Consider the following 7,328-nt stretch of genomic DNA (forward strand, 5'->3'; position numbering starts at 1 on the left):
GCCCAGGAAGCGTTGTACGTGCGTTGTTTGAGCAGGACAACAGGCCAGCTATAACGTCAGCGTCCGCCCAATCGCCACTTTCAGTTCCTGTTCGCTAAACGGCTTCCCCAGACGTTCGAATTTGCCTTTGTAGTCGTCTGGCATTTGCGCGTAGCCGGTGGCGATCAGGACCTTGATGTGTGGCCAGCGCGTCGTCGTCGTCGCGGCCAACGCGCCACCGGTCATTTTTGGCATCGAGTAGTCCGTTATGAGGAGGTCGATGCTTTCCTTATCAAGAATGGACAGGGCTTCTTCGCCCGATGTTGCCTCGAAGACCTGATGTCCGAGATCCTCGACCATCGTCACGGTGTTCAGGAGCACGAGAGCATCGTCATCCACGACAAGAACGCGCTTGCCATCCATTGCCGTGAACACCGGCACGGCGGCCGGTGGTTCGGGCGAACTGAGTTCACCGGGCGCCAGCGCTAGCCACAACTCCGCTCGCGTTCCGTTGCCGGGCTCGCTGGACAACACGAATCGTCCGCCTGACTGCTCGGCGAGCCCATGCACCATCGAGAGACCAAGGCCTGTCCCCTTGCCAACACCTTTGGTCGTAAAGAAGGGCTCAGCTGCATGAGACAACGTGGTGGCGTTCATCCCTTCGCCGGTATCGGTTACCGAAAGCACCACATAGCGTCCGGCCCGCCGAGCGTCGTCACGGGGAGAAGTCTCCTGCCGTTCGGCAGCTATGACCAGCGTGCCACCGTCTGGCATCGCGTCGCGCGCATTGACTGCTAGGTTGAGCAGCGCGAACTCAAGTTGCGCCCGGTCCGTATGGACCAGCGGCAGGGATACCGGAAACCGTGTCGTTACAACAATGGATGGGCCAAGGGTGCGATCCAGAATGTCCGCCATGCCACGCACGGTATCGACGAGATCGACGGCTTGCATCGCAAGTTCCTGCTTGCGGGCAAAAGCCAGCATGCGTTGCGTGAGGGCAGCGCCCCGCCGAGCCGCCTGGATAGCGTTATCAATAAACGGCGTAACCTGGGGATCAGGCTTGCTGCGTCGGGCGACAATCTCGAGACTGCCCAAAACGGCCATCAGGAGATTGTTGAAATCGTGTGCGACGCCCCCGGTCAACTGGCCGATCGCCTCCAATTTCTGGGACTGGAACAGGGCCTCGCGTGCCTGATCGAGCTGCCGCTGAGTGTCACGACGGTCCGTGATATCCCGAATGACCTTGGCGAAGCCGATGAGGTTGCCCCCATCATCGTAAATAGCGTCGATTACGACATGGGCAAAGAACAAAGACCCGTCTTTGCGAACGCGCCAGCCTTCCACCTCTGTGTTGCCCGCCGCCCGGGCAGTTTCGAGATTCTTCTGCGGCTCGCCACTCGCGCGATCTTCCTGAGTATAAAATAGCGAGAAATGCTGCCCGACGATTTCTTCCTCGGTATACCCCTTGATGCGCTCGGCGCCCGCGTTCCAGCTTACGACATTGCCCTCTGGGTCGAGCATGAACAGCGCGTAGTCCCTTACCCCTTTGACCAGCAACCGAAACTGCTCCTGACTTCGCCGCAGTACCGCTTCCTGGGCTCGCTTCTTCGTCAGGTCGCGTGTGATCTTGGCAAATCCCACCACGGTTCCCGCTGGATCAACGATGCGATCGATGACCACACTGGCCCAGAACCGCGAACCATCCTTGCGGTATCGCCATCCCTCCTCCTCGAAGTGCCCATCCCTGGCCGCCAGTTGGAGGTTGCGCTTGGGCACGCCCGCGTCGCGGTCCTCCTCGGAATAGAACCTTGCAAAGTTCTGCCCGACGATTTCCTCCGACCGGTAACCTTTGAAACGCTCCGCCCCCGCGTTCCAGCTTACAACGGTGCCATCTGGATCCATCAGGTATATGGCATAGTCGCTAATCGACTCAACGAGGAGACGATATCGGGCCTCGGAAGGCTCTACCGCATGCTGATCATTAAGCAGGCTCATCCCACACCCCGGCGCTCTGAAGGCACATCGGGTACGAACGGACCGGGTGAAATATAGTTCCACTCAACAAGTCCGCAGCGACAAGCCAATGTCGTTCCAGCCTCGCCCCCCCAAGGGGCGAAGACGAATGATGTGTGGGGAGCTAGGTGAGCTCGGTATAAAAATCGCAAATCAAATCGGCGACTTTAACGGCTTCAAAATCCGTCATGTGCGCCGCGGTCTCGACCGCAACCATTTCCATATCGTCTTGGTCGACAGCCATGAGATCAAGAATCTTGGCAAACTTGATTTTGAGCTCGCGGTCACCGTCGAATTCATCGATCGTCACATTGAGAATATTAACATTGGCATCAATCAGACGCGTTTGCACGCTCTCGGAGGAGGCAGCCAATGTCCTGATTGCAGCGAAAAAGTGCTCGCGCGCGTTGGCATATTTTTCGCCCATTTTCGTTCCTTCCGCGTAAATTTTGCGCTTTGGACGCCAAGCGCAGATTGCGTCATATGGGCGTCTACACACAGCAGTCAACCCAAACTGCGTCCTACCCCACCCGCGCCGACGAGAATCTTCGGCGATCACAAGCGTGCGGCCGCCCAGGCTTTCGTGTTTATGTTGGATAGTGGGTCTTGCAATGAGCCATCTAACGACCCGAAGCCGCGACATGTATGAGTTAGTCCTTGCTGCTCATCAGGTGAGAGAGCAGGCGCTTGCCGGCAAGTGCGGCCAAGTAAATGCACCATGCTTCGCTTCTTTCTGACGCGATCGACCGGCCTCCAGTACCTGACATGAGATGGCTTCCTGCTTGCTGGCGCAGGCAGCTTGTTGCGTGTGATGTAGCCAGCGTTAACGCCAAGGATCGAGTGGTTCAACGTTGACCCTCAGCGCATGGATCACCGCTGCAAACCATCCCGCTCCCGCCCCACTACCCACCCACATTGCGATGCCGTCGATCTAGGACTCGATCACACAAGCGTCTAGCCGACACCCGATTCGTTGGCGTATCGTTCGATCCTTGTGGCCAGATTTCTCACCCTGATCCTCGTTCGTTCTGCCAGGCCTTTTCGACACTGTTCTGTTCTTCGCCACCGTCCGGCCGGTTCAGCGTGACCGTGCAGCGGATGAGCGTATTCCAGTCGGGTCCGTGCTCGATGATCAAGTGCAGTTCGGTAATCTCTTCCAAGAAGTGCTCGATGGTGATGGGTCCATTCTCGTGCTGATATTCAAGCACGGCTTTCCACCGCTTGTCGCCGTGCAGCGTCACCACATTTGTCATCGGACACTCCCCGTCGGCGACACCGAATCTATCTTAAAACTCTTATACCGCTTCCCCGGTGTTACGCCGCTGCAGTCTTGTTATGGGATGCACGACGCAAGTACTGGATGCAGCGTCCGATCAGCACGGACGAATTGTTCGCGCCTCAAGCCCCTTATGGCCTCGACTGTAAGTGATCATCACCTTCTGGCCGACTTCGAGGTTTGCCACGCCGCTGCGGTCAAAGTAGTCGCGTGGACAAACACGTCCTTCTCCCCGCCATCCAACGCAATGAATCCGAACCCCTTGTTCAGATCGTATCGCTTCACGACGCCGGCGGCTTCCTGCCCGTCGTGTTCCTGCATAGGAACCGAGGCTTCGGCGGATCGCTTCACAACCTTTGGGGAGGACGCACCGTCTCCCAGGCTTACAGAGACAACTTCGACAACTTGGGCTCCTTTCTGGCCGGGTTCGGTTCGGACCTTCAGGCGTGCCCCCTCGGGAAGGCTGTCATGTCCCGCAGCCTGCAACTTCGAGAAGTGAATGAAGGCATCGGAACCATCGCTGAGCCTCAAGAAGCCGAAACCCTTCTCCGCGTTTAACCAGAGTACCTCAGCATCATGTAAGAAGGTCGTCGCTGACGAAGTCTGGGGTGGTGCTGGCCTGCGGTCGAAATAACTCGGTTCCGAACTCTCATGATGATTATCGCTCTCGAAGCCTTGGCTCCGCGACTGACGGTGTTCCCGATATTTGCCCATTCCAGCACTGACCCTAGAGGAAAAGATTGCATTATCACCGGCAGTGAACAGCGAGCAATATCAATCCAGTTGCTGACGTGGCGCACTGGAAAACTCCCCCGTCGAAGGTGCGGGAGAAAATCCGTTCGATGGAATCGGTCAGGCATCAGCCCGATCTGGAGCCCCGCTGAAACCGCGTGAAGGATTATGCTTGCTCTAGCCTGTGAACTCATAAATGCGGAGTGACCAAGAGGGGTGGAATTCGGACGGTGCTTGTCAACCCGTAGCGAATTCAAGGAATTCAGGCTCTACGTAGATCGTGTGCATATACGACGGTTCACCTAATATCTCTCCGACATCCAAAGCAGCCATGCCGTCTAACATTTCCCTGACTGGGAACGTCTTTCCGAGGCATAAGCGGAAGAGAGTTGCGGTTTGAAGATCGTCTGCATCAACAAGATTTGGCGGCGTTCCAACTAAACGAACATGTGTTCCGACGCTGAAGGACCTTTGCATACATGGAGTTATATCGCTGCAGCCATTGTCCGCAATGGGGTCGTTCGCCTATTGGCGGCTTTTAAATTGCAATGGAATGTGATTCAGCCTCTGCATGAGCCGCTATGACCTGACCGATTCCGAATGGCTTGTGATCGAGCCGCTCTTGCCCGAGGTGTTGCCGCGCGTAGACGATCGCCGCGTGTTGAACGGCATCTTCTGGGTGCTGCGACCCGGTGCGCAATGGCGCGATCTGCCAGAGCGATACGGCCCCCGCACCACCTGCTACAATCGCTTTGTCCGATGGCGTAAAGCAGGTGTGTGGGACCGCCTCATGGACCCCGTCACCAAAGGCCATGACGGCAACGCGCAGATGATAGACACCTCCATTGTTCGCGTCCATCAGCAAGGTGCGACGGCAAAAAGGGGGCCGAGATCTTTGTCTCGGTCGCTCCCGAGGCGGGCTGAGCCAATGGTAGGCCGATCAAACTGATGCTCACGGCAAGTCAGATGAGTGACATCGCCTCCGCAGCAGACATGATCACGGATTTGCGTGAGGGTGCGATGCCGCTCGCCGACAAGGGCTATGATGCCAACGCCTTGCGCAACGCCGTCACCAGGCGAAATGCATGGGCCAATATCCCGCCAAGGCCAATCGCAAGGACCCGATCTGCTTCAGCCCCTTCCTCTACAAGGCGCGCAACCTCGTCGAACGCTTCTGCAACAAGGCCAAGCAGTTCCGTCGCATCGCAACTCGATACGACAAGCTGGCAGAAAACTATCTTGCCGCCCTCAAACTCGTCTCCGTCCGCATCTGGCTACGCGGTAATGAGCCTACGTCCTAGGGTGTGCGAGCACATTCGGGCGGGCTGATGCATGTGCCGGAATGAGCGTGCGATTTCGCGACAACTACATGGAAGCTTAAATTAAAAAGGTGCCGTGACGCGCAAAGGCCAACGAGGCGTTCTCGCGAAGGCTGCCGTTGGCGCTCAGACCTGATTGAATGTGAAGGATGTCAGAAGCGAAGTGACGAAGTTGCTGGCCTTCTCTTTAACGAGAAGCTCCGTCCACTCGTCGGTTCCTCTGAGCATCAGGCCAGTGTAAATGCTGTCGACCGCAGCCTCTTCGATGCGCTTGATATGTGACTTGAACGCAGCCTCGCCGTCTATCCTGTAGATATCCCTCACGACCATTCGCAGGATTTCCTGGATGGCGATCTGCCAGGCGGTATTGATGGTTTGAAGTTCGCTCGTTTTTTCGGACATCCAGATCTCCTTGATCTTGACGGCCATCGACAAGAGGCGGCGGAACACGCGCGAGCTGGTGGGTCGGTCGGCCGGACATAAAAAAGGTCAGGCAATTCTGCCTGACCTCGCTTGGTCTCATGCTTTCAACAGTGCCAGTACATCCGTGGTCAAAGGAAAGCTGAACCCGATCAGACGGCCTGCAGGTTGCAGGCGGACATCTTGCCCGACTTGTTGTCGCGCTCCATTTCGTAGCCGATCTTCTGGCCTTCGACGATTTCGCGCATTCCTGCACGTTCGACGGCAGAGATGTGAACGAAAGCGTCGGCGCCGCCATTGTCAGGCTGAATGAAGCCGAAACCCTTGGTGGAATTGAACCATTTAACTGTGCCAGTGGTCATGATGAACCCTTTTCATAGCAATATTGGACGTCGGCAACGCGAGAGCGCTGCCGATTTGTGACGATGACGATTTTGAAGGGAAGGTTCGTTCAGGGCGCGGTGCCAAACGCGCGATAACCAAAGCTCAGCAAGCAATATCGACAATTGAATTCATATCCTCCCGCAATGGCGACGTCAACTTTTGGTTTTGGAAATTGTCACTTCAACTTTTTTGGCGTCGGCGCCGGTTTTGATCGGATCTTTTCTCGCTCCCGTCACATGAGTCCTGCTTTCGATGGCAACAGTACGGCTGCTTTCGCCTCAGCCAGGCGTGTCATCCTCATCGCTTTCCCTTAGCCGGCAAGGTTTGGCTTCGCCCTTTCATATGAGTGAGCTCGGTCATCGGACACAGCAAACGCGGCCGCTTCGGATCGGAGATATCGAGCATATCCCAGGGGATGCGATAGAAGCCATCTCGCCGGCGCAGGCTGAAAAGATCGAGTAATGCGGAGCCGATAGCGAAAGCAGAAAGCCGCTCGAGCGCTGCATAGATGCCTACGTGAAATTCGGTCACGACGAGATCGCCGCCTACCTGTTCGGCGCGTATCTCCTCGATATGGCCTACGCTTTTGCCGCGTGGCGACAGCACGCGCCTGCCGGAAAGATGTTCGAGGTTGACGGTGGTGGTCATGCCTACGCCCCCGGTCCGCCAAGATGGGCTGAGCGTTGCATCGAGCGATATCAGCGGTCGTTCTGTCGCCGCTTTCGCTCGGCTTCGATTTCTTCGGGTTCCTTGTCGTCGATCTTGGCTGTCGTGCTGTCTGCCCCCACCGAGGCGCGTAGCGGTTCGTCGAGCTTGGCATTCAGGGCTACGGCCGCAGCCGTGGACCTGATGCGCCGGGAACCGCTGATGCTGGCGGCTCTGGGCCTGGCGTTCGGGACAGCGGTAGGAGTAATGCTTCCACGCACCGAATTCGAGGATCAACAGCTCGGTGAAACGAGCGACGCTATCCGCAACAAGGCGAACGACCTGCTCCATCAAGGCGTCGAAGGCGCCAAGGATGTTGCCGCTCAAGCCTACCAAACAGTCAAGGACGAGGCCGACAAAAAGGGCTTCGGCGCCGATCCTGCTTCGATCATCAACACAGTTTCTGACGTCGTCAAAACCGCAGCCTCGGAAACCGAAAAGGCCGTCAGGGACAAGATCAGCGACGCCAGCGGAGAGCGGGCGACGTGAGGTAGGTTTCG

The 7,328-nt window shown here is 57.1% G+C and carries 8 protein-coding genes and 1 pseudogene; 2 read left to right on the plus strand and 7 right to left on the minus strand.

Annotation, left to right across the window (positions count from 1 at the left end; genetic code table 11):
* Positions 1-48: 48 nt before the first annotated feature.
* The 4 genes from EN850_RS29625 to EN850_RS37775 all read right to left on the minus strand — a co-directional run bounded on the left by EN850_RS29625 (position 49) and on the right by EN850_RS37775 (position 3,982).
* On the minus strand, positions 49-1,974 hold the full coding sequence (locus EN850_RS29625) for a PAS domain-containing sensor histidine kinase (RefSeq protein ID WP_135907010.1): 1,926 nt from the start codon (positions 1,972-1,974) through the stop codon (positions 49-51).
* Positions 1,975-2,116: 142 nt separating this feature from the next.
* Positions 2,117-2,419 (minus strand): hypothetical protein, encoded by a 303-nt coding sequence (locus EN850_RS29630; protein WP_135880727.1) that lies wholly within the window; start codon positions 2,417-2,419, stop codon positions 2,117-2,119.
* Between the two features lie 580 nt (positions 2,420-2,999).
* On the minus strand, positions 3,000-3,245 hold the full coding sequence (locus EN850_RS29635) for a hypothetical protein (RefSeq protein WP_135880728.1): 246 nt from the start codon (positions 3,243-3,245) through the stop codon (positions 3,000-3,002).
* A gap of 179 nt (positions 3,246-3,424) precedes the next feature.
* Positions 3,425-3,982 carry a cold shock domain-containing protein gene (locus EN850_RS37775; protein ID WP_135917263.1) on the minus strand — a complete coding sequence of 186 codons (558 nt, stop codon included), beginning with the start codon at positions 3,980-3,982 and terminating at the stop codon, positions 3,425-3,427.
* A 589-nt stretch (positions 3,983-4,571) separates the two neighbouring features.
* Here EN850_RS37775 and EN850_RS29645 point away from each other — a divergent pair.
* Positions 4,572-5,301, plus strand: a pseudogene (locus tag EN850_RS29645) (IS5 family transposase).
* A gap of 144 nt (positions 5,302-5,445) precedes the next feature.
* On the opposite strand, the gene EN850_RS29650 reads toward EN850_RS29645, so the two are convergent.
* The 3 genes from EN850_RS29650 to EN850_RS29660 all read right to left on the minus strand — a co-directional run bounded on the left by EN850_RS29650 (position 5,446) and on the right by EN850_RS29660 (position 6,771).
* Positions 5,446-5,721, minus strand: a complete 276-nt coding sequence (locus tag EN850_RS29650; RefSeq protein WP_135907006.1) for a hypothetical protein — start codon at positions 5,719-5,721, stop codon at positions 5,446-5,448.
* A 170-nt stretch (positions 5,722-5,891) separates the two neighbouring features.
* Positions 5,892-6,101, minus strand: a complete 210-nt coding sequence (locus tag EN850_RS29655; protein ID WP_027145347.1) for a cold-shock protein — start codon at positions 6,099-6,101, stop codon at positions 5,892-5,894.
* 319 nt (positions 6,102-6,420) lie between these two features.
* Positions 6,421-6,771, minus strand: coding sequence for a hypothetical protein (locus EN850_RS29660; RefSeq protein WP_135907004.1), 351 nt, complete (start codon positions 6,769-6,771; stop codon positions 6,421-6,423).
* Positions 6,772-6,963: 192 nt separating this feature from the next.
* On the opposite strand from EN850_RS29660, the gene EN850_RS29665 reads away from it, so the two are divergent.
* Entirely contained in the window at positions 6,964-7,317 is a 354-nt protein-coding gene (locus tag EN850_RS29665) for a hypothetical protein (RefSeq protein WP_135917264.1), read from the plus strand.
* Positions 7,318-7,328 lie beyond the last annotated feature (11 nt).

This window comes from Mesorhizobium sp. M8A.F.Ca.ET.207.01.1.1, assembly GCF_004794715.1.
Lineage (GTDB): Bacteria > Pseudomonadota > Alphaproteobacteria > Rhizobiales > Rhizobiaceae > Mesorhizobium.